Annotated in this window: 20 protein-coding genes; 7 read left to right on the top strand and 13 right to left on the bottom strand. The window is 74.6% G+C overall.

What is annotated here, in order from left to right; genetic code table 11:
- Nucleotides 1-67 precede the first annotated feature (67 nt).
- The 4 genes from AB0C84_RS18745 to AB0C84_RS18730 form a co-directional block, all read right to left on the bottom strand.
- Nucleotides 68-223, bottom strand: coding sequence for a VenA family class IV lanthipeptide (locus tag AB0C84_RS18745; protein ID WP_360361401.1), 156 nt, complete (start codon nucleotides 221-223; stop codon nucleotides 68-70).
- Between the two features lie 5 nt (nucleotides 224-228).
- The gene (locus AB0C84_RS18740; protein WP_361067545.1) at nucleotides 229-2,109 is read right to left on the bottom strand and encodes an alpha/beta fold hydrolase; all 1,881 of its coding nucleotides are present in this window, start codon (nucleotides 2,107-2,109) and stop codon (nucleotides 229-231) included.
- Nucleotides 2,106-4,952, bottom strand: coding sequence for a class IV lanthionine synthetase LanL (gene lanL, locus AB0C84_RS18735; RefSeq protein WP_361067542.1), 2,847 nt, complete (start codon nucleotides 4,950-4,952; stop codon nucleotides 2,106-2,108). The genes AB0C84_RS18740 and lanL overlap by 4 nt, the downstream gene beginning before the upstream one ends.
- Nucleotides 4,953-5,408: 456 nt before the next feature.
- Nucleotides 5,409-6,536 carry an ROK family transcriptional regulator gene (locus tag AB0C84_RS18730; RefSeq protein WP_258939536.1) on the bottom strand — a complete coding sequence of 376 codons (1,128 nt, stop codon included), beginning with the start codon at nucleotides 6,534-6,536 and terminating at the stop codon, nucleotides 5,409-5,411.
- A 149-nt stretch (nucleotides 6,537-6,685) separates the two neighbouring features.
- Here AB0C84_RS18730 and edd point away from each other — a divergent pair, with 149 nt between their 5' ends.
- The 4 genes from edd to AB0C84_RS18710 are packed head-to-tail and all read left to right on the top strand — an operon-like array spanning nucleotide 6,686 to nucleotide 10,582.
- Nucleotides 6,686-8,500, top strand: coding sequence for a phosphogluconate dehydratase (edd, locus tag AB0C84_RS18725; RefSeq protein ID WP_361067537.1), 1,815 nt, complete (start codon nucleotides 6,686-6,688; stop codon nucleotides 8,498-8,500).
- Nucleotides 8,497-9,516, top strand: a complete 1,020-nt coding sequence (gene glk / locus AB0C84_RS18720) for a glucokinase (protein WP_361067534.1) — start codon at nucleotides 8,497-8,499, stop codon at nucleotides 9,514-9,516. Before edd ends, glk begins: the two co-directional genes overlap by 4 nt.
- On the top strand, nucleotides 9,513-10,139 hold the full coding sequence (gene eda, locus AB0C84_RS18715; RefSeq protein ID WP_361067531.1) for a bifunctional 4-hydroxy-2-oxoglutarate aldolase/2-dehydro-3-deoxy-phosphogluconate aldolase: 627 nt from the start codon (nucleotides 9,513-9,515) through the stop codon (nucleotides 10,137-10,139). Before glk ends, eda begins: the two co-directional genes overlap by 4 nt.
- Nucleotides 10,140-10,192: 53 nt before the next feature.
- Complete coding sequence (locus AB0C84_RS18710; RefSeq protein ID WP_361067528.1) at nucleotides 10,193-10,582, top strand: PPOX class F420-dependent oxidoreductase; 390 nt, start codon at nucleotides 10,193-10,195, stop codon at nucleotides 10,580-10,582.
- Here AB0C84_RS18710 and AB0C84_RS18705 read toward each other — a convergent pair.
- The gene (locus AB0C84_RS18705; protein ID WP_179836280.1) at nucleotides 10,563-10,733 is read right to left on the bottom strand and encodes a hypothetical protein; all 171 of its coding nucleotides are present in this window, start codon (nucleotides 10,731-10,733) and stop codon (nucleotides 10,563-10,565) included. The genes AB0C84_RS18710 and AB0C84_RS18705 overlap by 20 nt on opposite strands.
- A 73-nt stretch (nucleotides 10,734-10,806) precedes the next feature.
- Between AB0C84_RS18705 and AB0C84_RS18700 the strand changes: the two genes are divergently transcribed.
- On the top strand, nucleotides 10,807-11,733 hold the full coding sequence (locus AB0C84_RS18700) for a LysR family transcriptional regulator (protein WP_258939540.1): 927 nt from the start codon (nucleotides 10,807-10,809) through the stop codon (nucleotides 11,731-11,733).
- A 10-nt stretch (nucleotides 11,734-11,743) separates the two neighbouring features.
- Here the strand turns inward: AB0C84_RS18700 and AB0C84_RS18695 are convergent, their stop codons facing one another.
- Together AB0C84_RS18695 and AB0C84_RS18690 are read right to left on the bottom strand one after the other, a co-directional pair.
- On the bottom strand, nucleotides 11,744-12,220 hold the full coding sequence (locus AB0C84_RS18695; RefSeq protein WP_361067525.1) for a DUF1707 domain-containing protein: 477 nt from the start codon (nucleotides 12,218-12,220) through the stop codon (nucleotides 11,744-11,746).
- Nucleotides 12,221-12,222: 2 nt separating this feature from the next.
- Nucleotides 12,223-12,876: a PadR family transcriptional regulator gene (locus AB0C84_RS18690; protein WP_361067522.1), complete on the bottom strand. Its 654-nt coding sequence runs from the start codon at nucleotides 12,874-12,876 to the stop codon at nucleotides 12,223-12,225.
- A 205-nt stretch (nucleotides 12,877-13,081) separates the two neighbouring features.
- Here AB0C84_RS18690 and AB0C84_RS18685 point away from each other — a divergent pair, with 205 nt between their 5' ends.
- On the top strand, nucleotides 13,082-15,064 hold the full coding sequence (locus AB0C84_RS18685) for a phosphatase PAP2 family protein (RefSeq protein WP_361067519.1): 1,983 nt from the start codon (nucleotides 13,082-13,084) through the stop codon (nucleotides 15,062-15,064).
- A gap of 30 nt (nucleotides 15,065-15,094) precedes the next feature.
- Here AB0C84_RS18685 and hpnH read toward each other — a convergent pair whose 3' ends face one another.
- The 6 genes from hpnH to hpnC are packed head-to-tail and all read right to left on the bottom strand — an operon-like array spanning nucleotide 15,095 to nucleotide 22,140.
- Nucleotides 15,095-16,099, bottom strand: coding sequence for an adenosyl-hopene transferase HpnH (hpnH, locus tag AB0C84_RS18680; RefSeq protein ID WP_179847426.1), 1,005 nt, complete (start codon nucleotides 16,097-16,099; stop codon nucleotides 15,095-15,097).
- Nucleotides 16,100-18,025, bottom strand: coding sequence for a squalene--hopene cyclase (gene shc, locus AB0C84_RS18675; RefSeq protein ID WP_361067515.1), 1,926 nt, complete (start codon nucleotides 18,023-18,025; stop codon nucleotides 16,100-16,102).
- Entirely contained in the window at nucleotides 18,025-19,050 is a 1,026-nt protein-coding gene (locus tag AB0C84_RS18670) for a polyprenyl synthetase family protein (RefSeq protein ID WP_361067512.1), read from the bottom strand. Before AB0C84_RS18670 ends, shc begins: the two co-directional genes overlap by 1 nt.
- The gene (gene hpnE, locus AB0C84_RS18665) at nucleotides 19,047-20,366 is read right to left on the bottom strand and encodes a hydroxysqualene dehydroxylase HpnE (protein ID WP_258939545.1); all 1,320 of its coding nucleotides are present in this window, start codon (nucleotides 20,364-20,366) and stop codon (nucleotides 19,047-19,049) included. Before hpnE ends, AB0C84_RS18670 begins: the two co-directional genes overlap by 4 nt.
- Nucleotides 20,363-21,280 carry a squalene/phytoene synthase family protein gene (locus AB0C84_RS18660; protein WP_179847430.1) on the bottom strand — a complete coding sequence of 306 codons (918 nt, stop codon included), beginning with the start codon at nucleotides 21,278-21,280 and terminating at the stop codon, nucleotides 20,363-20,365. Before AB0C84_RS18660 ends, hpnE begins: the two co-directional genes overlap by 4 nt.
- Entirely contained in the window at nucleotides 21,277-22,140 is an 864-nt protein-coding gene (gene hpnC / locus AB0C84_RS18655; protein WP_361067508.1) for a squalene synthase HpnC, read from the bottom strand. The genes AB0C84_RS18660 and hpnC overlap by 4 nt, the downstream gene beginning before the upstream one ends.
- 132 nt (nucleotides 22,141-22,272) lie before the next feature.
- On the opposite strand from hpnC, the gene AB0C84_RS18650 reads away from it, so the two are divergent.
- The gene (locus AB0C84_RS18650; protein WP_361067505.1) at nucleotides 22,273-23,256 is read left to right on the top strand and encodes a DUF2804 domain-containing protein; all 984 of its coding nucleotides are present in this window, start codon (nucleotides 22,273-22,275) and stop codon (nucleotides 23,254-23,256) included.
- Nucleotides 23,257-23,282 lie beyond the last annotated feature (26 nt).

Raw genomic sequence — 23,282 nt, 5'->3', positions numbered from 1 at the left:
CGTGACCGGGGTTCTGCGGGCCGGGGTTCTTCTCAGGGGTCCCGGGTACCGCATGGGATGCGCGGCATCAGGCGCAGGAGATGCCGATGCACACGGTGTTCAGCAGCGTGAGCAGACCGACACAGGCGCAGGTACCGCTGAGCTGGATGCCGTCGATCTCCACGGGGTCGGTCTCGGGCAGCTCCTGCAGAGCGGCCACGAGGTCACCGTCGAACGTGTTCATTGCGTTCACCTCCTTTCGTTGTCGAGGGCCAAGGTCCGCCCCGCCGTGAGGCAGAAGCGGACCACCGCTTTGCGGAGGACCGGGGACCATGCCTGGACGACCCCGTTGTGGTCGTCGGCGGTCTCCAGGTAGTCGAAGTCGACTCCTTCGGTCCTGCCGAGTTCGAGGAGGCGCCGGCGCAGCGCCCTGGACTGCTCGACCGGGACGGCCTCGTCCCGGACGCCGTGCGCCACCAGCAGCGGCGCCGCCAGCGCCGCGCACACCCGCAGAACGTCGCGCCGGGCGTCCTGTTCGTCGTGGGGACCGGAGAGGCTCAGCCGCGACACGCGGTCCCTGACCATCCCCGTCGTGGTGCGGTGGAGGCTGGACGCCGAGGTGAAGGGGGCGAGCACGACGCACCCCGACCACAGGTCGGGCCTCCGGCAGGCCGCCAGCAGGGCCAGGAAGCCGCCGTAGCTGCCGCCCAGCACGATCGGGCGCGGCAGCGCGGTGCCGCGGCCGTGCGCGATCGCGTCTCCGAGATGGACGACGTCGTCCAGGTCGGGGCCGCCCCAGTCGCCGAGGACGGGCCGCAGATGATCGTCGCCGTAGCCGGTGCTGCCCCGGTAGTTGGGGGCCACGACGGAGACGCCCGCGGCGGCCAGGTACTGGAAGAGCGGCTCGAACTCGTACCGCCACGCCGACAGCGGGCCGCCGTGCAGGGCCAGGACCAGCCGGGGCCGGTCGCGCCAGCCGGGTCCGCCGTAGACGATCGCCTCGATCGGCCCCGCCGGGCCGGAGAGTTCGACGAGTTCGGCGTGCCGCCAGGCCGCCGCGCCGTCGGAGGGATGCGCGGCCATGTCCCAGCCGGAGCGCGCCGGGCGCCGCACCGTGGCGAGCGTCGGCGGCTGGTGCGGGGCCGAGAAGCGGACGTGCATCCGGCCGTCGCCGCTCCAGTGGGCGGGCCCCCAGAGCATGCCCGCCGGACCGGGGACCGGTGTGATCCGGTCGCTCCCGGTGGCGTACACGGCGAGGCGTGCGGTGGCGCCGGCGATCTCCCGGACGAGCAGCCGCTCGCCGGAGGCGTCGAAGGCCAGCGGCGCCCGGTACGCGGCCGACCGGTTGAGGATCTCGGGGAACCGGACGGGCCCGCCGCCGGGCAGGCGCAGCCCGATCTGGGGCGCGCCGCGCTGTTGCGCGCCCGGCGTGGTGGTGGTCACCGCGAGGACGCCCGAACGCGGGCTGTAGGCCGCGATCCGGTCGCTGGAGGTGTCGGAGACCGACCAGAAGGGCCGCCAGGCGCGCTCGCGCAGATCGACCAGGATGCCCTCGGTCCGGTGCCCGGCGCCGTCGTGGTCGAGGGCGAGGGTGCGGCCCTCGTCGGCCCAGACGCCTCCCGACAGCACGCCGGGGATCCGCAACACCGGCTCCAGAACGGGGGAGGAGAGCGAGACCCGCCAGATCCGCGAGTGGCGTTCGTTCTCGACGACCACGAGCACCGCGGTCTGCGCCTGCCCCGGGGCGGCCAGCAGGAACCCGGCGAGCATCCTCGGCACCGGCCACGACCGGACGATCCTCAGCCCGGTGGCGGTCGGCTCGGCGGCGACGAGGGTGCCGTGGCCGGCGGGCTCCCCGTGCTCGCCGACCGCGGGCCGCACGACCAGGACGCGGCCGTCGTTCAGCGGCAGTGCCCCGCTGCGGCGGTCGATGGTCAGGTCCGCGGCCCCGTCCGGGGGGCCGGCGCCGTCGAGCGTCCGCAGGGATGGGCGCGGCCAGGTCAGGTCCCATCGCTCCAGGACGACGCTGTCCTGCGCGGACCGCAGGCAGGTGGCCCAGCGGCCGTCGGCCGAGAAGGCGAAGCCGAACCGGCTCGGCATCGGCGGAAGATCCGGAAGGGTCCCGGTCATGACGCCCGCCCCGCGATCGTCGCGTCCTCGGCGGCGTGCACCGCGGCCTCGTCGGCCGTCCACTGCCGCGACGTGCCGTGCTGGAGGCGCACCAGGAAGCCGAGGACGCCGGCGAGGCCGTCTCCCCAGGAGGTCGAGACGCCGCCCTGCTCGTCGGGGAACACCACGCGTTCGCCGCGGTGCGCCCGGTTGGCCAGGACGATCTGGGCCAGCCGCCACGCGTCGGCGCGGTGCCGTTCGGCGCCGGTGAGCGCGGCCAGGTCGAGCAGGAAGTCGCCGTTGCCCGCCAGGCCGTGGCACTGCCCGAGGATCGCGCGCCAGCGGTTGTCCATGACCGCGCGGGCGGACATGTCGGCGGCCCGCCGGAAGCGCCCGTCGCCGGTGGCCCGGCCGAGGCGGCCGAGGAAGCCGCCGATGCCGGCCGAGCCGTGGCACCAGTACGGCGCGGTGGCGACGTCCCCCGAGCTCGCCGCCCACATCGCCGACCGGCCGGTGTCGATCATGGTGTCGAGCAGCGTCTCCCCGACGCGGGCGGCGAGCGCCCGGTGGGCGTCGCCGCCGACCGACTCGGCGCAGGCGAGCAGGAAGCAGCCGACGCCCGAGACGCCGTGCGCGAACCCGTAGTAGCGAGCGCCGGCGAGCTTGGACTCGATCTCGGCGGGCGTGCTCCAGTCGAGCCCGCCCTCCCGTTCCTCGGCGGTCTCGGCGAGGGCGTCGGCGGCGGCGAGGGCGCGGTCGGCGAACCGCGCCTGCCCGGTGCGCGACCACAGGTGCAGGGCCGTCAGCCCGAGGCCCGAGGTCCCGTGGGTCACGTCCGGGCTGGGGACCGCCTCCGGAAGCCGGTCGGCGACGGCGAGCGCGCCCTCGACCAGGTCGGCGTCGTCCAGTGCGAGGCCGGCGTCGAGCACCGCCCACGCGGCGCCCGCCGTGCCGAAGTACAGCCCGGGGGGACGGTCGCCGTCCTCGCCCAGCCGCCGCAGGATCCAGCGGCCCGCGTCGGCGACGGCCCCGGCCAGGCGCGGTTCCGGCTCGACCTCGAAACACCGGGTCAGGGCGCCGAGGGTCCCGGCGGCGCCGTGCTGGAGGCTGCAGGGGTCGGGAGCTCCGTGGACGCACGAGGCGGGCCAGAGCGTCTCGGTCGATTCCGGGTCCATGGTGGCGATCAGGTGGTCGACGATCCCGGCGGTGGACAGCCGGCACTGCTCCCGCAACGAGGAAGTGCGGACGGCCCCGCTCAGCTCGGCCGGAGCGTCGTGCGTCCCGCGGCTCCCGGCCGCCGGGGCCGAGCCCGGGCCCATCTGTGCCAGCGCCTCGCGCGCCCGGTGCGGGGTCCAGCGGTGGCCGGGCTCATCGGCCATCAGCCCGAGCAGTAGCGGAGCCAGCGGGCCGGGCAGGTCGAGGTCCAGGGTGCGGGCGGCCAGCCATTCCTCCAGGCGCTCGCTCAGGGGCCTGGTCGCGGGGCTCTCGTCCAGGAAGTAGGGCGGCCCGCCGGTGAGGACGTGGCAGAGGGTCGCGCCGAGGGCGAAGTGGTCCGCCGCCTGGTCCGGGGCGGCGCCGGCCATCTGCTCCGGCGCGCTGTAGCCGGGGGTGCCCACCCGCATCCCTTCCGCCTCGGTGTCGTCGGCGGTGAGGGCCAGCTCCAGGTCGATCATCACCGGAGTGCCGTCCGGGCGGACCATGATGTTGCTCGGGTTGAAGTCGCGCACGATCAGCCCGGCGTCGTGCGCCTTCGCCAGCAGCGCGGCCAGGCGCCCGCCCATCTCCAGGACGGCGGGCACGTGCGGGCCCCACCCGGCGTCGCCGATCACGTCGGCGATCCACTGCCGGAGCGAGGTGCCCGGGATCATCTCCTGCGCCAGGAACAGGTGGCCCGCCTGGGCGAAGAGCGCCACGGGGCGCGGGGCGATCCCCAGGGCCTCGACCGCCGCCAGCACGCGGGCCTCCGTTCGCAGCCGGTCGCGGGTGTCGCGCCCCTTCGCGTCGACGTCGACGTGCGGGCGGCCCTCCTTGATGACGATCGCCTCGCCGGTCTCGGTGTCGGTCGCCCGGTACACGCCGCCCTTGTTGGTGTGGCGGATCGCCTCGTGGACGGTGAACCGCGATCCGATCAGGACGCTCTTCCGGTTCCCGGCGCCATTCTGGGCTACGCTCTTTCGGGCGCTCTCAGACCCGCCGGCCGTGCCGGCGCCGTCGTGGCCCTCCACCGGCGGGACGTCCTGAGGGAAAGGGCAGACGGCCCAGGAGGGCGGCGTGTACGTCGCACCGCGGCGGTCTTCCACGGGTTTGCCGTCGGGGTCGAGAATTACCCACGCATAGAATCCGTCGTTGGTGATCCTGCGCACCTCGACGAATGCTCCATAGCGGTAATGCACGAGGCTGCCCGGTCCGTAGGGCCGGTCGGACAGAATGCGCGGCCCGGGAAGGCCGGCGGACGCCGCGTGGAGTTCCGCCGCGAGGCGGACGGCCGCGTCGTCGTCGACCGGGTAGACGGTGATGAACTTCCCGGAATGGCCGCGCGAGGTGTTGCGCGCGTTCATGGCCGCGACGTGGTCGCGGGTGGCGGCGAACTTGAACGTGGAACGGCCCGCCAGCAGCACGGGCAGCGAGCGTGCCAGGACGTCCTGGGCGGAGGCCGGCGTCGCGGAGACGTGCAGCTTCCAGCCCTGCGGGGGACACTCGCCGTTCTCCGGGCGGACGTGCGTCCACATCCCGCTGCGGAGCGTCTTCCAGCGGAGCGGGCCGTCTGCTTCGGCGAGCGCTCTGTCGAGAACGTCGAGCAGGCGGGTGTCGTCGCTCTCCGCGGCGACCGCCCCGGACAGGACACTGAAATGGAAGTCCGCCATCCCCGCTCGCCCTCTCCCTTTCCATTCGTCCGCCCGGTCACCCGGTCCGCCTTATTGATCGTTTTGTCTTTTGGGGTCAAAAGTCAAAGAACGATCGGATGTTGCTTTCGTTGAGCAAGGACACGGTAACCACGAATCCTCCGGAAACGCCAGTCAGTCTCATTCGTCCGAGCTCTGCTGGATGGGGATAAAAGTCTTACCCGGCGGGGGATGGGGCTCGTGGTGGGATATGCGGAGAGTGACAATGATCGCCGATTGGCGCTCCGCAATGGGGGGAAATGTCGAGTTTGTCGTCACCGGAACCGATGATCGCTTTGCCCATTGAGTTGCGGGGCGGTTTCCGCCGAGTCATGTCCGATGGCTGCCACCCCGCCCGGTGGCGACCCGCCGGGCGGGTGTGCTACCGCCGCGTCGCGCACGAAGGCGCGGACGCCGGCGGTGTCCGGCGCGCTCTTCTCAGGCGCCGGCCGCGGCGTCGACCGCGTCGGGGGACAGGATGCGGTCCAGGACCATGGCGGCGCAGCCGGTCAGGCCGGCGCTCTCACCGAGACGGCTCGGCTCGATGCGCAGGTCGCGGGTCGCCAGCGCCGTGGCCCGCTGGTAGACGATCTCGCGCACGCCCGCGATCAGGGGCTCGTTCGCGCCCGCGAGATCGCCGCCCAGGACGACGACCGCGGGGTTGAGCAGGTTGACGGCGGTGGCGACGACCTCGCCGATGCGGCGGCCGGCGTCGCGGAGCAGGGCGACGGTCGCGGGGTCGCCGGAGCGGGCGAGCGCCGCCAGGGCGGGCAGGTCGTCGGCGGGGGAGCGGGCCAGCAGGGCGGTCCCGCCGGCGACGGCCTCGACGCAGTTCACGTTGCCGCAGCGGCAGGGGGCCTCGCCGGGGACGGGCACCGGGATGTGGCCGATCTCCCCGGCCGCGCCGAGGGCGCCGCGCTGGATGCGGCCGCCCGCGATGATGCCCGCGCCGATCCCGGTCGAGACCTTGACGAACAGCAGGTCGCCGACGCCGGGGTGGGCCTGGTGCTCGCCGAGGGCGGCGGCGTTGACCTCGTTGTCGAGGTAGGCGGGGACGCCGAAGCGCTCGGAGATGGGGGCGCCGATCTCCACGGCGTCCCAGCTCCCGGCCACGTGCTCGACGGCGTCGGGGACGCCCAGGCCGACGCCGCGGATCCTCGACGCGTCGGTGCCGGACTCGGCGAGGAGGGACTCCCACTGCTCGAACAGGCGCGGGAGCGTCTTGCCCGGGCTCACCTCCGCCGGGGGGCCGTCGGCGCGGGCCAGGGTCGTGCCGGCGAGGTCGCAGACGGCGAGCTGGCCGCGGGACTGGCCGAGGTTGGCGAGCAGCACGGCGCCGCCCGCGGCGTTGAACTCCAGCCGGGCCGGGGGGCGCCCGCCCGTGGAGGGCCCGTCGGCGCGCTCGACCACCAGGCCGCGCCGAATCAGGGCCGCGACGCGGGACGCCACGGCGGGCCGGGACAGCCCGGTGATGCGGCCGAGCTCGGCGCGGGTGGCCACGCCCTCCTCGCGGATCAGGCGCAGCATGTCGCCGCCGGAGGCCGGGCGGGTGACGGGGCGGGGCATCCGGCCAGTCAAGCACCCGGGGCTTTCGTGCGTCCAGTTAGGAGAACATCCTTACTTTTGTCATCCAAAGTTCATAAGTCCGCTTGAACGAGTGACCGATGTCTCGCTAGTTTGGTGATCCTGCGATCCCCCTGGTCTTGGAGCATCTGATGGCTGTGCATCCCGTGCTGGCGGCAGTGACCCGGCGCGTCGTCGAGCGGAGCGCCGGTCCGCGCGGCGCCTACCTGAACCGGATCCGCGAGGCTCGGTCACAGGGCCCGGTGCGCGGCGGGATGGGGTGCGCGAACCTCGCGCACGGCTTCGCCGCCTGCGGCGTCCAGGACAAGCTGTGGCTGCGCGGCGACGTCACCCCCAACATCGCGATCGTGTCGGCGTACAACGACATGCTGTCCGCCCACCAGCCGCTCCAGGACTACCCCGAGATCCTGAAGACCGCGATCCGCGCGGGGGGCGGCACCGCCCAGTTCGCCGGGGGCGTCCCCGCCATGTGCGACGGCATCACCCAGGGCCGGGCCGGCATGGAGCTGTCGCTGTTCAGCCGGGACGTGGTGGCGATGGCGACGGCCGTGGCGCTGTCGCACGACATGTTCGACGGCGCGCTGCTGCTCGGCGTGTGCGACAAGATCGTGCCGGGGCTGGTGATCGGGGCGCTGTCGTTCGGGCACCTGCCGGCGATCCTGGTGCCCGCCGGGCCGATGGCGTCGGGGCTGCCGAACGGCGAGAAGGCCAAGGTCCGCAAGCGTTTCGCGGCGGGGGAGATCGGGCGCGAGCAGCTGCTCGCCGCCGAGGCCGCCTCCTACCACTCGCCCGGCACCTGCACCTTCTACGGGACGGCGAACTCCAACCAGCTGCTCATGGAGGTCATGGGGCTGCACCTGCCGGGCGCCAGCTTCGTCCCGCCGGGCACGAAGCTGCGCGACGGCCTCACCGAGGCGGCGGGCCGGCGCATCCTCAAGATCACCGACCTGGGCGAGGGCTACACCCCGATCGGCGAGATGCTCGACGAGCGCGCCTTCGTCAACGGCGTCGTCGCGCTGCTCGCGACGGGCGGCTCGACCAACCACACGCTGCACCTTGTGGCCATGGCCGCCGCGGCGGGCATCGAGCTGACCTGGGACGACTTCGACGAGCTGTCCAAGGCCACGCCGCTGCTCACCCGCCTCTACCCGAACGGGACCGCCGATGTGAACCACTTCCACGCGGCGGGCGGCACCGCGTTCCTCATCGGCGAGCTGATCGACGCCGGGCTCCTGCACGAGGACGCGCGGACGGTCGGCGGCGACACCCTCGCGGCCTACCGGAACGTCCCGGAGGTCGCCGGCGGCAAGGTCGCGTGGCGGGAGGCGCCCGGGGAGTCCGGCGACACCGAGGTCCTGCGCCCCGCCGCCGATCCGTTCGACACGCACGGCGGGCTGCACACCGTGCGCGGCAACCTCGGGCGGGCGGTCGTCAAGGTGTCGGCGGTGAGGCCGGAGCACCGGACCGTCGAGGCGCCCGCCCGCGTGTTCGACTCGCAGGAGGCGCTCCAGGACGCGTTCGCCGCCGGGGAGCTGGACCGGGACGTGGTGGCGGTCGTCCGCAACCAGGGGCCCCGCGCGAACGGCATGCCGGAGCTGCACCGGCTCACCCCGCCGCTGTCGGTGCTCCAGGACCGGGGGCACCGCGTCGCGCTGGTGACCGACGGCCGCATGTCGGGAGCCTCGGGTGCGGTGCCCGCCGCGATCCACGTGTCGCCGGAGGCCGCGGCGGGCGGGCCGCTCGCCCGCGTCCGCGACGGCGACGTCGTCCGGCTCGACGCGGACGCCGGGGTGCTGGAGGTCCTCGTCTCCGCCGAGGAGTTCGCCGCCCGCGAGCCCGCTGAGGGGCCGTCCGACCAGACCTACGGCACGGGACGCGAGCTGTTCCAGGCCTTCCGTCAGGTCGTCGGCCCGGCGGAACGTGGTGCGGGGGTCTTCTCATCATGAGCGGAGCGGACCGGGGGGTGTGGGGGGTCGTCCCCCCACAGGAAACACTGAGCGAAGCGAAGTGGCTGGTCGCGGATGTGGGCGGGACCAATGCCCGGTTCGCGCTGGTGGAGGGGCCTGACGGCGCCCTGTCGGAGGTCAGGGCGCTGCCGACCCGCGACCATCCGGGCCTCGCGGAGGCCGCGGCCGCCTATCTCGACGCGGTCGGCGTGCGCCCGGTGGCGGCGTGCCTGGCCGTGGCGGGCCCCGTGACTGATGGCACGTTCCATTTGACCAACGCGGGCTGGCCCAAGAGCGACCCGGAGGCGGTGCGCGCCCATCTCGGCCTTGCCCACCTGGACGTCATCAACGACTTCGAGGCGCTCGCCCTGGCCCTGCCGCGCCTCGGTGAGGACGACCTCGTCTCCATCGGGCGGGGACGTCCGGACCCCGGTGCGCCCCTCGCGGTGGTCGGCCCCGGCACGGGCCTCGGCGTCGCCGGGCTCGTCCGGACGCCGTCGGGCTTCGTGCCGCTGCCCGGCGAGGGCGGCCACGTCGACGTCCCGGCCGCGACCGACCGCGAGATCGTGGTGGCGCGGCTGCTGCGCGCCGAGAAGGGCGCGGCCTCCGCCGAGTACCTCCTGTCGGGGGCGGGCCTGGCCCGCATCCGCCGGTACCTCGCCGCGATCGACGGCCGCCCCGCGCTGGACCTGGCCCCGCGGCAGATCAGCGAGGACCGCGACGACCCCCTGAGCCGCGAGGCCGTGGAGATGTTCTGCGCGCTGCTCGGGTCGCACGCGGGCAACGTCGCCCTCACGCTCGGCGCGCGGGGCGGCGTCTATCTCGGCGGCGGGATCCTGCCGCGGATCGCGGACGTGCTGCGGGGCAGCGCGTTCCGGGCCCGGTTCGAGGAGAAGCCTCCCGTCGAGGACTACATGCGCGCCATCCCGACCGCCCTCATCGTCCATCCCGGCCCCGCCCTGCTCGGTGCCGCCGTACGGCTCGCGCAGAGCCTGCCCGACCTGGAGCCCGCATGATCGCCGAAGACCTGTTCGACCTCGCGCCCGTCATCCCCGTGGTGGTGCTGGACGACGCCGAGGCCGCCGTCCCGCTGGCCCGCGCCCTGGTGGAGGGCGGCCTCCCGGTGATCGAGGTGACGCTGCGCACCCCGTCCGCCCTGGCGGCGATCGCGCGGATCGCCGCCGAGGTCCCGGACGCCGTGGTGGGCGCGGGGACCGTCGTGCGCCCCGAGGACGCCGAGCGCTCGGCCGCGGCCGGGGCGAAGTTCCTGGTCAGCCCCGGCTGCACGGCTCGTCTCCAGGCGGCGATGGTCGCGACCGGCCTGCCGTTCCTGCCGGGCGTCGCGACCGCCTCCGAGGCGATCGCACTGCTGGAGGGCGGGATCACGGCGATGAAGTTCTTCCCGGCCGAGGCCGCGGGCGGCGCCTCCTACCTGAAGGCGCTCGGCGGGCCGCTGCCGCAGATCCGGTTCTGCCCGACGGGCGGGATCAGCCTGCGGAACGCCGCCGACTACCTCGCGCTCGGCAACGTCGGATGCGTCGGCGGCTCCTGGCTCACCCCCGCGGACGCCGTCCGCGACGGCGACTGGGACCGTGTCGGCAAGCTCGCCTCCGAGGCGGCGGCCCTCCGCGCGGGGTGACGCGCGGGCCGCGGTGATGTCACATCCGGGCGCGGCCTCCACGTCTCCCGGGTATGGACACCACAACGACGCTGGAGAAGTTGAGGAAGCAGCGCACCGTCCTGCTGACGAGCTACCGCAAGGACGGGACGCCGGTCGGGACGCCGGTGAACGTCGTCGTGCGGGGCGACCGCGCCTACTTCCGTACCTATGACAAGGCGTTCAAGGCGAAGCGGCTTGCGCGCAACCCGGAGGTGGAGCTCGCCCCGAGCACCTTCCGGGGCAAGGTCAAGGGACCCGAGGCGCGCGGCCGCGTCCGCCTGCTCACCGAGGAGGAGGCGCGGCCGATCCGCTGGCTGCTCGCCCGCAAGCACCCGCTCCTGCAGGGGTTCGCGGTGCCGCTGGCCCACAAGCTGAAGGGCTACCGGACGCTGCACTACGAGCTCACGCTCCACGGGGGCTGACCGCGCGGTGCGGGCACGGGCCCGCGGCGAGGCCGCGCCCGCCGCCGGCGGGGACGAGGTCCATCCGCAGCCGCCCGCAGGCGCAGCGCGTCCAGGTGACGACGCCGTCGCTGGTGAGGTGCCGGGACACGAGAGTGGTCGGTTCGCTCATGACGGCAGTCTGCGGCCGGTGGAACGTTCTCGTCCATTTCAGATTCGCGCAGGGGATCGTGCAAGATATTCGCATGATCGAGTTGCGCCGGCTGCACATGCTGAGGCTCGTCCACCAGTACGGGACCGTCACGTCGGCGGCGGAGGCCATGCACCTGACGCCGTCGGCGGTCTCCCACCACCTGCGCGAGCTGGCGCGGGAGCTGAAGGTGCCGCTGCTGGAGCCGCAGGGCCGCAAGGTGCGGCTGACCCCGGCGGCGCACCTGCTGGTCGGGCACGCCGACGGCCTCCTCGCCCGGTGGGAGGAGGCCCTGGCCGACCTGGAGTCGCACCGCGCCGGGGAGGCGGGCCCGCTGCGCATGTGCGGGTTCCCCACGGCGATCTCGGGGCTCGTCGCGCCCGCCGCCGGCGCCCTGCTGCGCGCCGACCCGGCTCTGGCGGTCGAGGTCCGCGAGTGCGACACCGAGGAGGCCGTCGGGCTGCTCGCGGCGGGCGAGACCGACATCGCGGTGATCGAGCCGACCCCCGCCGCGCCGCCGCCGGGCGACCCGCGCTTCGACCGCGAGCCCCTGCTGGAGGAGGCGCTCGACCTCATCGTCCCGGTCGGGCATCCGCTGGCGCTGCGCGAAGGCGTCCGGCTGGAGGACGCCTCGGGCGAGCCGTGGATCAGCGTCCGGCCCGAGAGCTGCGGCCACCACCAGCAGGTCATGGCCTACTGCGCCGCCGCCGGGTTCACGCCGCGGATCGCGCACCACACCACCACCTGGCCGGTGATCTGGGCGCTGGTCGCCAACGGCCTCGGGGTGTCGCTCGTGCCGCGGCTGGCCGGCGGCCCGGCCGACCAGCCGGTCGTGCGTGTGCCGCTCGGCGGGGACGGCGTCCCGAAGCGGCGCGTGCTGACCTGCGTGCGGCGCGGCGGCCGCGGCCACCCGCTGGTCGCGCGCGGCCTGCGGGCCCTCCGCGAAGCCGTCCCCGACCGCTGCGTCCTGGCGGCCGCCTGAGGGTCCCGGGTCAGGGGCCGGGGGCGTGGCGGCGGGCCCGGCGGATCCCGAACGCCAGCAGGACCGCGCGCAGGACCCAGACGGCCAGCGCGATCTGCAGGACGACGAGGAGTCCCGTGCCGGGCCCGGCCGTGAAGGCGAGCACCAGGAACGCCGCGAACAGCAGCGGGAAGACCGGGAAGATCGGCCCGTGCCGGTGGCGGTGAGCCAGGTGCCGGTGGTGGGCCGGGTGCCGGTGGTGGGCCGGGTGCCGGTGGTGGGCCGTCTGAGGGTGACGGTCCACGGCGGGTTCGGGCAGCCCGGTCGGGGACGGCAGGTCCCGGACGTGGGCGCGCAGGTCGCCGCGCGTCTTGGCGGTCAGCACGGACTCCAGCCGCTCGTCGAGCTCGGTGCGGTCCAGCCGTCCCGCGGCGAAGTGGTCGTGCAGGGCGACCATGACGGCGTCGCGCTCGGCGTCGCCGATGCGGATCTCGTCGGGCGGGGCCATGATCACTCCTCGGTGTCGTCGGCCGTCGGCCCGGGGCCGTCCAGGTCGTCGGCCAGGATGCGGTACAGGCTGCGGCGGGTCTCCGACAGGACGTCCCGCGCCTGGGCGACCTGCTCGGGCGAGCCGGAATGGACGATCTGCACCACCGCGGCCCCCGTCTGCGCGGCCTGCTTGAACAGTTCCGGGACGCCCTCGCCGAACTCGGGCGTCATCTCCGCCCACGGCTCGGCCAGCCGCTCGGCGTTCTCCTCGACGTGGGCGCGGCCCTCGCCGGTGAGCTGGAAGGTGCGGCGGCCGCCGGACTCGTCGCCCGCGATCAGGCCCTCGTCGGCGAGCTGCTGCAGCGCCGGGTAGACGGCGCCGGGGCTCGGCTTCCAGGCCCCGTCGCTGCGCTCGTTGATCTCCTGGATGATCTGGTAGCCGTTGCGCGGCTCCTCGGCCAGCAGGACGAGGATCGCCGCCCGGACGTTGCCCTTGCGGGCCTTGGCGCCCCGGCCCCACGGGCCGCCGCGCCCGCGCGCCCACGGCGGCCGCCCGCCGGGTCCGTGACCGAACCCGCCGGGCGGGCCGAAGGGGCCCGGCCCGCCGCCGAACAGGGCGCCGAAGTTCGGGAGGTCGCCGCGGCCCCAGGGCCCGCGGCCGTGCATGTGCCCCATGTTCTCCACCACCTTCTGAGAGCTCTCTCTGACCTCTCGCGATACGACAACGATATATCGAAGACGTACGGTTCGGCCAGATGGTTCCCCGATTCCGGAATCCCGCGGGGTCGAGGCATGCGGACAAACCGGGCATCGGCTCCGAATGCGGCCAACGCCGTCTGATCGCGGGCGTCCCTGGGTACCACCGTGGACGAGGGGGACGATGGGCACACAGGAAGCTGTGGCCGCGCAGGACGCGGTCTTCACCCCTGGCGCCACGGGAACCAGGCTCCGCGCCAGGAACGAGCTGCTGCTCGGCCTGGCGCTGTTCGCGCTCTACGCGCTGGTCGCGATGCTGCCCGAGCAGGCCAGGATGGCGGCGGCGCGCGAGCACGGGGAGTCGCTCTACGCGCTGGAACGGGCCCTGCACATCGACGTGGAGCGCGCCCTCAACGGCTGGCTGGCCCACCAGCCCGTCCTGCGGGTCCTGGCCAACTACGAGTACGCCATCACCTACGTCGGCAGCGCGCTCGCCCTGCTCGTCTGGCTGTTCCTGCGCCACCCCGAGCGGTACCGCACGGCCCGCAACGCGTTCGTCATGCTCAACCTCGCCGGCCTGGCGTGCTTCGCGCTGTATCCCGTCATGCCGCCCAGGCTGATGCCGCCCGGCCTCGGCTTCGTCGACACCGTCGCCACCGGCCGCACCTGGGGGTCGTGGGGCTCACCGCTGGTGAAGCACGCCGACGAGTTCGCCGCCGTCCCGTCCCTGCACATGGCCTGGACGCTGTGGGTCGGCGTCGAGCTCGCGCGCGTGAAGGCCAAGCGCTGGGTGCAGGGGCTCAACACCGTGCACATCCTGGTCACCCTCTACGTCATCCTGGCGACCGCGAACCACTACCTGCTGGACGCCCTCGCCGCCTTGCCGTTCGTCGTCGTGCCGGTCTGGCTCGCCGAGCGCCTCGCGGGGCCGCCCGTGCCGCGCGTCCAGGGGCCGGACGCGTTCTTCCTCGCGGTGGAGACGCCCGAGGCCCCGCAGCATCCCGGCGGTGTCATCATGCTCGACACCTCGCGAGGGGACGTCGGCCGCGCCGACCTCGTCCGGGTGGTCGAGGAGCGCCTCGACGGGCTGCCCCGCTTCCGGCAGCGGCTCGTCCGCCGGGGCCGCTGGCGCCGCCCCGTCTGGCGCGACCTGGACCGGATCGACTGGGAGTGGCACGTCGTCGAGAAGCACGTCGACGGGATGGCCGGCCTGCGCTCCGAGGTGGCCCGGCTCCAGTCCGCGGCGCTGCCGCTGGACCGGCCGCCCTGGCGGATGGTCGTGCTGAAGGGCGCCGAGCCCGGCCGTACCGCGGTCGTCTACCTGATGCACCACGTGGTCGCCGACGGCGTCGGCATCGTGGCGCAGGCCGTCTACCTGATGGAGCCGCCGCCCGAGCCGGTCGCCGCGCCGCCCCGGGCCCCGCTGCGCAAGGCCGTCGCCACCGTGGTCGGGCTCGGCCAGCTGGCCACCGCCGTCGGCAGGCCCGAGAAGCTGCCCGCCGCAGGGACGTGCGAGCGCCGCTTCGGCACCATGGTCCTCCCGCTCGGCACGGTGCGGGACGTGGCCCGCCGCCACGGCGCCCGCGTCACCGACGTCGTGCTGTGCGCGGTCGCGGGCGCCCTGAACCGGAGCGTCAGCGAGGAGGACGGCCGGCCCGGCACGTGCCGCGTCGCGGTCCCGCTGATGATGCGGCCGCCGGGCAGCGCGATGGTGGGCAACCACACCACCGCCGTGATGGTGGACCTGCCGATCGGGAAGATGGCCGAGACCGACCGGCTCGCCCTGATCGCCAAGCGTGGCCGGGTGCTGCGGTCCGGGACGCGGGCGCAGGCGGCGTGGTTCGTGATGCGGCAGGCCGGACGGCTGATGCCGCCCCCGCTGCACGCCCGCTTCGCGCGCATGTCCTACAGCGGGCGGTTCCTCCAGGGCACCGTGTCCAGCCTTCCTGGGCCCGACCGGCTGCTGCGGCTGTGCGGCGCCCCGCTCACCGCCGTCTACCCGATCGTCCCGCTCGCCCCCGGCACGCCCCTGGCGATCGCCGGGCTCGGCGTCCACCGCGACCTGTGCTTCGGCCTCTCCGTCGACCCCGGCCTGGCGGACGACGCCGACGCGCTGATGAACGCCGTCCGCGACGTCTTCGAGGAACTGCGGAAAGAACCGGAGTGACCCGGGGCCCTGTGCTCAGATACTCCGTGCTCAGATGCTCCGCATGGCGCGCAGCGACTCCTTGAGCGAGCCCATGGTCGCGAACACGGCGGTGGGCTCGTAGCCGCAGTGCGCCATGCAGTTCGCGCAGCGCTCGTCGCGTCCCCGCCCGTAGGCGTCCCAGTCGGTGGTGTCGAGGAGCTCCTGGTAGGTCGCGGTGTAGCCGTCGTCCATCAGGTAGCAGGGCCGCTGCCAGCCCTTCAGCGAGTACGACGGGATGGCCCACGCCGTGCACGGGAAGTCGACCTTCCCCTCCAGGAAGTCCAGGAACAGCGGCGAGTGGTTGAACCGCCACCGCTCGCGGCGCCCGTCCGCGAAGGTCTTGCGGAACAGGGCGCGGGTCTCCTGCACGCCGAGGAAGTGGTCCTGGTCGGGCGCCTTCTCGTAGGCGTACGCGGGCGAGATCATCATCTGGTCGACGCGGAGCTCGTCGTTCAGGTAGTCGAGCACCTCGATGACGGTCTGCGGGGTGTCGGTGTTGAACACGGTCGTGTTCGTCGTGACCCGGAACCCCCGCTCCCGGCACATCCTGATCGCCTCCACGGCCTGGTCGAACACGCCCTCCTTGCAGACGGACGCGTCGTGCCGCTCGCGGAGCCCGTCGACGTGCACCGCCCAGGCGAAGTAGCGCGACGGCCTGAACTGGTCGATCTTCTTCGGGATCAGCGCCGCGTTCGTGCACAGGAACACGTACCGCTTCATCCGCACCAGCTCGGCGACCAGCTCCCCGATCCGCGGATGCATCAGCGGCTCGCCGCCCGCGATCGACACCATCGGCGCGCCGCACTCGCGGACCGCCGCGACCGCCTGCTCGACCGGCATCCGCTGCTTGAGCACGTCCGCCGGATGCTGGATCTTCCCGCAGCCCGCGCACGCCAGGTTGCACGCGAACAGCGGCTCCAGCTCCATGATCAAGGGGTATCTCGTCCGCCCCGCCAGCTTGTTGCGCAGGACGTAGCCCCCGACGCGCAGGCTCTGGCGCAGTGGCATCGCCATTTAGGACGTCTCCTTCAGGTACCGGCCGAGCGCCGAGAGCGGGAACACGAGCCGGTACAGGTGGTAGTTGATGTAGAAGTCGCCGGGGAACCCGGTGCCGGTGAAGTGGTCCTCGTCCCAGGTGCCGTCCGGGCGCTGGTGCTCGACGAGCCAGCGGACCCCGCGCTCGACGGCCGGTCCGCGCTCGCCGGCGGCCAGCAGGGCGAGCAGCGCCCACGCGGTCTGCGACGGCGTGGACGCGCCGTGCCCGATCCAGGTCCGGTCCCGGTAGGAGCGAAGGTCCTCGCCCCAGCCGCCGTCGTCGCGCTGGTGGCGCTCCAGCCAGGCGACCGCGTCGCGGATCGCGGGCCTGCCCGGCCGGACGCCCGCCGCGATGAGGGCGGGCACGACGCTGCCAGTCCCGTACACGTGGTTGGCGCCCCAGCGGCCGAACCAGGACCCGTCCGGCTCCTGCGCCTTCAGCAGCCACACGACGGCCCGCTTGACCACCTGCGAGTCGGCCATGCCGCGGTGCGCCATCGCCTCCACCACGTGCGCGGTGACGTCGGCGGACGGCGGGTCGATGACCTCGCCGAAGTCGCAGAACGGCAGCCGGCGGCACAGGGCGCGGGTGTTGTCGGCGTCGAACGCGGCGAATCCGCCGTCCCTGGAGGCCATTCCCGCCATCCAGCGCACGCCGCGCTCGATCGCCGGCTCGGCCATCGGGTGCCGGGCGCGGCCGAGCGCGAGGACCACCTCGGCGGTGTCGTCGGTGTCGGGGTAGCAGTCGTTGTCGAACTCGAACGACCAGCCGCCCGGGGGCAGGTCGGGGCGCCGCACCGACCAGTCGCCGGGGCCCCTCACCTCCTCGCCGATCAGCCATTCGGCGGCCCGCTCCAGGGCGGGGTGCCCGGCGGGCAGGCCCGCGTCGGCCAGGGCGTTCATCGCGAGGGCGGTGTCCCAGACGGGGGACTGGCACGCCTCCAGGCGCCGCCCCCGGTCGTCGCGGATCGTGAACCGCTCCAGCCCGTCCAGGCCGCGCCGGACGATCGGGTGGTCGAGGCCGTAGCCGAGCAGGTGCAGCGCGAGCAGCGAGTACACCCAGGGCGGCTGGATCCCGCCCCAGGACCCGTCCCGCTCCTGCCGCGCGATGATCCAGTCGGCGGCGCGGCGCAGCGCGGCCCGGCGCACGCCCCTCGCCGGGTGCCGCTCGTACACGTGCAGGGCCGCGTCGAGCGCCCCGAACGCCGCGTCCCACCCGGAGAAGCCCCGCCTGCGGGCCGGGGGGACGTCGTAGCCCGGGTACAGCTCGTCCAGCGTGAACGGCAGCGGCCGGACGGGGCGCAGCGCGGCCACCACGGTCAGCGGGACGACCGTCTGCCGCGCCCAGCACGCGAAGTCGTAGACGTTCAGCGGGAACCAGCGCGGCAGGAACATCATCTCCGGCGGCAGCACCGGTAGCCTCTCCCACGGCCAGCGGCCGAACATCGCGAGCCAGAACCGCGTGAAGACGCGGGTCGCCGGGATGCCGCCGCCGCCGCGGACGAAGGCCGCGGCGCGGATCATGTGGTCCGCGCCGGGCGGGTCGCCCGCGAGCCGCAGCGCGACGTAGGCCTCGGCGGTGGTGGACAGGTCCGGCGGGCCGTCGTGGAAGTTCGCCCAGGTCCCGTCGGCGGCCTGCTGCGACCTGATCCAGCGGGCGGCCTCGGCGGTGTCGGCGTCGTCGCGGATGCCGAGGAACTCGCGCAGCAGCAGGTCCTCGGCGTCCATCGTCACGTTGGTCTGCAGCTCGCCCTTCCACCAGCCTTCGGGCGACTGGAGCAGGAGCAGATGGTCGCGGGCGGCCGCCAGCGCCTCGGCGGCCGTCCTGATCCGGGCCGTCCCGCCGGCGGCGGGCGGTGCCGGGGCGGGCGTCGTCCCGGTGGTGGTGGGCTCTGTCGTCGTCATCAGTGGTCCCGGCAGGTGACGAAGTCGGCGATGTGCAGGAACTCGGCGCGGACGGGCTCGGGCAGCCGCGCGGTGAGCAGGTGCTCGGCGGCGCGCTGGATGCGGCTCTCGGCCTCCATCTCGGCCCAGGCGCGGCCGCCCGCCGCCTCCACCAGCCCGGCGGCCTCGGCCAGTTCCTCCGCGGCCGCCTCGTCCTCGGCCGGCAGGGGCCGCGCGTACAGCTCGGCCAGCCGCGAGGCCTCCGGCGTCCCCGCGTTCAGCGCGGCGACGACCGGCAGCGACATCTTGCGGGACCGCAGGTCCGACAGCGCGGGCTTGCCGGTGGTCGCCGGGTCGCCCCAGATGCCGAGCAGGTCGTCCACGAGCTGGAACGCGATGCCGAGATCCTCGCCGAACGCCTCCAGGGCGGCGCACAGCCGCTCCGGCGCGCCGTCCAGGACGGCCCCGATCGCGCACGAGCACGCGAGCAGCGCGGCGGTCTTGCCGGACGCCATCGTGAGGCACTCGTCCACGCCGATCTGCCTGCGCGTCTCGAAGTCCATGTCGAGGGACTGGCCGGCGACGAGGCGGCGGACGGCGGCCGCCAGGGCGCGGGCCGCCCGCGCCGAGCCCTGGCCCGGCGCCTCCAGCAGGACCTCGCCGGCGAGGGCGAGGAGGGCGTCGCCCGCCAGGATCGCGGACGCGTCGCCGAACACGGTCCACGCCGCCGGGCGGTGCCTGCGCGTCCGGTCGCGGTCCATGATGTCGTCGTGCAGGAGCGAGAACGCGTGGGCCAGCTCGACGGCGACGGCGCCCGGCAGCCCGCTCTCCGGGGGAGCCAGGGCGGCCCGCGCGGACAGCAGCGCCAGCGCCGGGCGTAGCGCCTTGCCAGCGGGGGCCCTGCGCGGGTGGCCCTCCTCGTCGGTCCAGCCGAGGTGGTAGGCCGCGACCCGGTAGGTGCGCGGGTCGAGCCGCCCGACCGCGGCGCGCAGCGCGCCGTCGACCAGCTCACGGACATCGGTCAGCGAAACGGGCACGGCCGTCATCGGTCCTTCACCTTCTCCAGGTGGCGGCGGACCAGGCGGGCGGCGGTGAGACCACTGCGCACTGCTCCCTCCATGGTGTCGGGCCAGCCCGTGTCGGTCCACGCGCCGGCCAGGTACAGGCCCGGCGCGCGCGTCGCCGCGCCGGGGCGGGCCGCCCCGCTGCCGGGGCGCTGCCGGAACGTCGCGCGCCGCTCCCGCGTCACGAACACCTCCCGGACCTGCGCGCCCCACGCCGCGGGCAGCAGCCGCCGCAGCTCGGGGACGAACCGCGAGCGCAGCTCGGCGGTCGGCATGTCGATCCACGGGTCGGCGGCCGACAGCGACACCGCGAGGTACTGGCCCTCGCGCAGTCCGCTCACCGCCGTCCGGTCGAACACCCACTGGACGGGCGAGCCGACCGCGGCGGCGAACGGCGCGTCCATGACCCTGCGGTCGTAGACGACGTGGACGTTCACGATCGGGCTGGCGTCCAGCTCGGGCCAGCGCAGCGGGTCCGGCAGCGCCTCGGCGGGCAGCAGCCGCGCCGCCGCCTCGTGCGGCACCGCGATGACGACCGCGTCGGCGGCGATCGGCATCCCGTCCACGACCACCTTCGGGTCGGCGGTGACGGCCTCCACCCTCGCCTTCAGCCGGACGGTCCCGCCCATCTCCGCGATGCGCCGCAGCGCCGGGCCGCCGTGCAGCTCCTCCAGCGGGACGAGCGGCAGCCCGATGTCGGCCGCGTCGGCGCGCCCGAACAGGGCCCGCCGGCACACCATCGCCGACAGGCCGAGCGCGGCGTCGTCCACCTCGGCGTTCAGCGCGGACGTGAGGAACAGGCCCCACAGCGCCTCCCGCGCCCACGGCCGCTGGCCGCGCTGCGCGAGCCAGGCCCCGGCGGAGACCTGGTCGAGCACGGGGTCGCCGGGGTCGAGGCGCGCCAGCCCCAGCGCGGCACGCGCGGCCCTCACCCGGTCGGCGGCCGACAGCGGCGCGTACCGCGCCAGCGCGGGCAGCAGGTGCAGCGGGCTCGGCAGGCCCGACCTGCGCAGCCGCGCCGGCCGCGCGCCCGCCCGCAGGACGGGGACGTCGAACCGGTCCTGCACGTCGACGAGGTGGTCGGCGCGCAGCCGGTGCAGCAGCCCCTGGTACGCCGTGCAGCACCGCAGGAAGACGTGCTGGCCGTTGTCGACGCTCAGCTCGCCCCGCCCGAACGAGTGCGTGGCGCCGCCCAGCCACGGCCGCGACTCCAGCAGCGTGACCGGAACGCCCGACTCCTGGAGCGCGATCGCCGCGCTGATGCCCGCGAGCCCCCCGCCCACGACGACGACGCTCACCGCTCCACCCCCGACAGCGCGCGCGCCGCCACCACGGCCTTCTGCCAGGTCGGCAGCGACACCCGCGCGTCCAGCGCGATCTGCGGGCGCGCGGCGATGTTCTCCAGCAGCCGACGGTAGATGCCGGCCATGGCCGCGGTGCACGCCGCGCTGCGCCGGTCCAGCAGCGGCAGCAGCCGCAGCCCCTCGGCGTACCAGGCCCGCGCCCGCTCCGCCTGGAAGCCGACCAGCTCGTTCAGCCGCCACGGCGGGTCGATGAACGCGCCCGACTCGTCCAGCTTCAGCGTGCAGCCGAACCGCGCCAGGTCCTCGGCCGGGATGTAGGTCCGCCCGGCCAGCCGGTCCTCGCGCAGGTCGCGCAGGATGTTGGTGAGCTGCAGCGCGACGCCGAGCGAGTCGGCGAGGCCCTCGGCGCGCTGCCGGCCGTCCGACCCGAACACCCCGAGCGACAGCCGGCCGACCGAGCCCGCGACCCGCTGGCAGTAGCGCAGCAGGTCGTCGAAGGTCTCGTAGTCGGCGCCGCGCACGTCGTCCTCGCAGCCGTCGATCAGCTCCTCGAACGCCTCCAGGGGGATCGGGAACCGGCCCGCCGCGTCCGCCAGCGCGGTCAGCACCGGATGCCCCTCCAGCGCCCGGACGTCCACCTTCCGCCGCAGCACCTCCTGCACGGTCGTCAGCCGCTGCCGCGACCGGTCCAGCAGGTCGAGCCGCACGCACGCCGGCTCCGGGCCGTCGCCGATGTCGTCGATGCCGCGCGCGAACGCGTAGACCGCGCTCATCGCCCGCCGCTTCGGGGCCGGCATCAGCCGGATCCCGTAGGAGAAGTTGCGGGCCTCCTCGCGCACCACCCGCTCGCAGTGCCGGTACGCCTCGACCACCCGCTCGGACCCCTCGCACGTCTCCGAGACCGTCATCGCCCCCTCCTTCCAAGGGCGCGCGCCCACCCGGCCGGCAGCGTGGCCCGCCGTGGACGCAGCGCATGAGCGAGCACGTCGTACCGCCCGCGTTCCAGAGCCGACAGCGCGGCGCGCCCGCCCGCCACGTAGCCCGCCACCGCGACGCGCCCCCATCCCGTCAGGTCCCCCAGCAGCGGCGCGGCGCCCCCGTCGAGCAGGTCGCGGGCGCGGCCGGCCTGCAGCGCCAGGACGCCGCGCAGCCGGGTCGGCGTCACCGGCCGCGCGAGGTCGTCCTCGGCGCAGCCGAACCGCCGCAGGTCCTCGCCGGGCAGGTAGATCCGGCCCGCGCGGTAGTCCTGCCCGGCGTCCTGGCAGTGCTCGACGATCTGCAGCGCCGTGCAGACGTCGTCGGACGCGGCCGCGAGGCGCGGCGTGTGCGCGCGGAACAGGCGCAGCACGATCCGCCCCACCGGCGCGGCGGACAGCGCGCAGTACCCCTGCAGGTCGGCGAACGTCTCGTACCGGTGGACGGTCTGGTCCTGCCGGTTCGCCTGCACGAGGTCGCGGAACGGCTCCTCGGGGATCCGGTGCGCGTGCACCGTCTCCGCCAGCCTCCGCAGCTGCGGCAGGGCGGGCGTCCGCCCGGCGAACACGCGGTCCAGGTCGTCGTCCACGAGGCCGAGCAGCTTGGGCCGCTGCTCCGGCGGGGCCTCGTCGCCGATGTCGTCGACGAGCCGCGCGAAGCCGTAGACGGCCCGCAGGGCGGCGCGGTGCCGGGCGGGCAGGACCCGCGCCGCCACCGGGAAGTTCTCCCGGGCGGCGAGCCGGTCCAGCGCGCGCTCGTGCTCCGCGGCGCTCCAGGGCGGTTCAATGATCACCTAGAGGAGATCGACCGGTCCGGCACGAGAGAAACTCTGGCCAAGGTATGGACTTATTTAAACGGGCCGTGTCCGGGGCTGAACCGTTCCAGGGGCCACGGCGTCGCGCGGGCCGCTCGGTAGCCTCGGGGCATGCCGACCCATGAGCGCGAGATCACCGAGCCCGTCGACCTGTGCACGCCGGACGGGCGGCTCGATCCGCGGGCGGTCGGCTGGACGCGGCGCCCGCTGCACCGCGCGAACCTGCGCGGCTGGGGACGGGCCAAGCGCTGGGAGTACTGGGGCGTCGTCACGCCCCGGCACATCGTCGGGCTGGTCGCCTCGTCGCTCGACTACGCGGCGGTCCACGGCGTGTACGTGCTGGACCGCGAGACGGGGGAGGAGATCTCCCGGGACGGCGTGGTCCCGTTCGCGCGCGGGGCGGTGTTCCCCGACCGCAGCGGATCGGGGGAGGCGTCGGTGCGCGGGGCGGGGTTCGCGGTCGGCGTCCGGCAGGGGCCGTCCGGCTCGCGGGTGCGGGCGCTGGTCCCCGGGCTGGTCGACCTGGACGTCCAGGTCGCGCTGCCGGAGGGCCACGAGTCCCTCGGGGTGGTCGTCCCCTGGAGCGCCAGGCGCTTCCAGTACACGGTCAAGGACGTCGGGCGCCCCGTGCACGGGCGGCTGCGGCTTCCGTCCGGCGACCACGAGATCGGGGAGGGCTCCTTCGCCGTCCTCGACCACGGGCGCGGCAAGTGGCCGTACCGGATGACGTGGAACTGGGCGGCGGCGAGCGGCCCCGGGCTGGCCCTGCAACTCGGCGGCAGGTGGACCGACGGCACCGGCATGACCGAGAACGCGCTGTTCGTCGGCGGCCGGCTGCACAAGATCGGCGATGAGCTGGACTGGACCTACGACCGGTCCGACTGGCTGCGCCCCTGGACGATCCGCGGTCCGCGCGTCGAGGTCGGGTTCCGGCCGTTCCATGAGAAGGTCGCCCGGACGGAGCTCGGTGTCGTCGGCACCGAGACCCACCAGTGCTTCGGCCATTTCAGCGGCCGCGCGCAAGCCGACGACGGCACCTGGCACGACGTCGACGGCCTGACCGGCTGGGCCGAGGAGGCCCGCCAGCGCTGGTGAGCCGCGCCGCGACCGCTGACGCGAGC

The organism is Actinomadura sp. NPDC048955, from assembly GCF_040649435.1.
GTDB lineage: Bacteria > Actinomycetota > Actinomycetes > Streptosporangiales > Streptosporangiaceae > Spirillospora > Spirillospora luteofluorescens.
Note: the sequence above shows the minus strand (reverse complement) of the source record. Positions and strands in the feature narration are given on the sequence as shown.

Coding starts and splice junctions, on each gene's coding strand:
- AB0C84_RS18670 (WP_361067512.1), bottom strand. CDS start 19,050: ATGACGGCCGTGCCCGTTTCGCTGACCGATGTCCGTGAGCTGGTCGAC.
- edd (WP_361067537.1), top strand. CDS start 6,686: ATGGCTGTGCATCCCGTGCTGGCGGCAGTGACCCGGCGCGTCGTCGAG.
- AB0C84_RS18690 (WP_361067522.1), bottom strand. CDS start 12,876: ATGGGGCACATGCACGGCCGCGGGCCCTGGGGCCGCGGCGACCTCCCG.
- AB0C84_RS18710 (WP_361067528.1), top strand. CDS start 10,193: ATGGACACCACAACGACGCTGGAGAAGTTGAGGAAGCAGCGCACCGTC.
- AB0C84_RS18705 (WP_179836280.1), bottom strand. CDS start 10,733: ATGAGCGAACCGACCACTCTCGTGTCCCGGCACCTCACCAGCGACGGC.
- AB0C84_RS18740 (WP_361067545.1), bottom strand. CDS start 2,109: ATGACCGGGACCCTTCCGGATCTTCCGCCGATGCCGAGCCGGTTCGGC.
- eda (WP_361067531.1), top strand. CDS start 9,513: ATGATCGCCGAAGACCTGTTCGACCTCGCGCCCGTCATCCCCGTGGTG.
- AB0C84_RS18660 (WP_179847430.1), bottom strand. CDS start 21,280: ATGACGGTCTCGGAGACGTGCGAGGGGTCCGAGCGGGTGGTCGAGGCG.
- AB0C84_RS18730 (WP_258939536.1), bottom strand. CDS start 6,536: ATGCCCCGCCCCGTCACCCGCCCGGCCTCCGGCGGCGACATGCTGCGC.
- AB0C84_RS18695 (WP_361067525.1), bottom strand. CDS start 12,220: ATGGCCCCGCCCGACGAGATCCGCATCGGCGACGCCGAGCGCGACGCC.
- glk (WP_361067534.1), top strand. CDS start 8,497: ATGAGCGGAGCGGACCGGGGGGTGTGGGGGGTCGTCCCCCCACAGGAA.
- AB0C84_RS18685 (WP_361067519.1), top strand. CDS start 13,082: ATGGGCACACAGGAAGCTGTGGCCGCGCAGGACGCGGTCTTCACCCCT.
- hpnH (WP_179847426.1), bottom strand. CDS start 16,099: ATGGCGATGCCACTGCGCCAGAGCCTGCGCGTCGGGGGCTACGTCCTG.
- lanL (WP_361067542.1), bottom strand. CDS start 4,952: ATGGCGGACTTCCATTTCAGTGTCCTGTCCGGGGCGGTCGCCGCGGAG.
- AB0C84_RS18745 (WP_360361401.1), bottom strand. CDS start 223: ATGAACACGTTCGACGGTGACCTCGTGGCCGCTCTGCAGGAGCTGCCC.
- shc (WP_361067515.1), bottom strand. CDS start 18,025: ATGACGACGACAGAGCCCACCACCACCGGGACGACGCCCGCCCCGGCA.
- AB0C84_RS18700 (WP_258939540.1), top strand. CDS start 10,807: ATGATCGAGTTGCGCCGGCTGCACATGCTGAGGCTCGTCCACCAGTAC.
- AB0C84_RS18650 (WP_361067505.1), top strand. CDS start 22,273: ATGCCGACCCATGAGCGCGAGATCACCGAGCCCGTCGACCTGTGCACG.